This is a genomic window from Streptomyces sp. NPDC051976, from assembly GCF_040680795.1.
In the GTDB taxonomy this organism is placed as follows: domain Bacteria; phylum Actinomycetota; class Actinomycetes; order Streptomycetales; family Streptomycetaceae; genus Actinacidiphila.
Genome location: NZ_JBFAXL010000158.1, coordinates 1 through 1,426, shown reverse-complemented (window position 1 = coordinate 1,426; position 1,426 = coordinate 1). Strand labels below are relative to the sequence as shown.

The 1,426-nt window shown below is 58.9% G+C and carries 1 protein-coding gene; it reads left to right on the top strand.

Annotated elements, in window-relative coordinates:
* Positions 1-429: 429 nt before the first annotated feature.
* Positions 430-897 carry a hypothetical protein gene (locus tag AB0M29_RS45200; protein WP_365393691.1) on the top strand — a complete coding sequence of 156 codons (468 nt, stop codon included), beginning with the start codon at positions 430-432 and terminating at the stop codon, positions 895-897.
* Positions 898-1,426: the final 529 nt, after the last annotated feature.

Below are 1,426 nucleotides of genomic sequence, written 5' to 3'. Positions count from 1 at the left end.
CCGCATCGGACACGACCAACGGCGCAGCAACAGGCATACGCCATTCAACCGCACTCCGACTCTTCGTCCAAGGACTTCATTCACGCGACACTAGCGGTCTAACTCAGGAGCAACTCGACGCGAACAGTTGGGCCGCATACCAACTCGCGAGGAGCACTTGCAACATACAGTGCCGGATGCAATGCCGTTTCAGAGTGCGAGTTCGGTGTACATCATCAAACATGCGGTCCACAATGTCTTGAAAGTTGGCGTCGGGGGTAACGCTCGAATCCAGCAGCACGTCGGCCGAGGATGGCTCTTACAGCATCTGACCCCGCCAACCCTACTGGCACGCGAAATCGAGCAGAACGTTCTCGCCCACATACGCGCCGCGGGCATCCCCCCGCGATGAGCAGTGCGGACATGCCGCAGGGGGGAACGACTGAAACCATGAGCGGCGACCTCATCAACGCCGATGAGCTCTGGGAACTAGTCCAACAAGAGCACAGGCAGCTTACCGACCAACTCGCCATGGTAATGGGAGCACATCCGGATCGGCTAGAGATCGTCGCGGGGGTGGACGATCACCTCAACATCTACGGTCTCGGGCACAGCCTTCCCGAGCTCCTAGACCGAGTAACTAACAGGATCCCCACCATCCTCCACCGACACGGCCTCGCCGTTGCCGCCATCGTGCCCATTGATGACTTCGACGCCCTCAACGATGCAACCGACGAGATGGCCGCTCGTAGGTCTGAAGCACACGCTGGTGATGCGGACTACGGGTTGGTGGATGTCCTTGCAGACCTTCTCCATCCGCCCCCTAACAGCACGGCTAGCAAGACCATCGCCGCCCCTGCCTCATCGGGCAGGCGTGCTCTCACCCGGCGCCAGGACGCAGCGAGTGATCAACCATGAGCTCGTACATATTCAATTACGGGTGGCCATATAACTTCCCGCCATACGAGACGGGAAAGAAACTGAATAATCGCTTCCGCATAACCGAGAGTGCCCGTCATGCCCTTCTCGCTCTTCCTAGGGAAGATGCAATCTTGCTGCTGACTACGCTCCTAAGCCGAGACGGAAACCCCACCTTCAATGGAGTGGACGCCGCGCGGTTCTCCGGGCGTCCAAGATTGCACCGACTACGGGTAGGAAGGTACCGGCTCGTATACAGGTGCGATCCCGACGAACTCTCTGTTGATGACGACGACGTGGTCACCCTCTCTGCGATTGTGGATGATCGGCTTCGCTACATGGTTCGCCATCAACAGCGTGGCCTTGCGCAGTAAGCGGCGGTCAGCAATGCCTTACTGGGTTTGATCACGAGACCTGGACGAAGCTAGGGCTGGGGGGGTGTGTCCAGTTAACGGCTGATCTTGATTGTTGGGGTTCAGTTGTTGGCCGGGGTGAGCCGGCCCTCGAAGGCGATCTGGAAGGCGTTCAG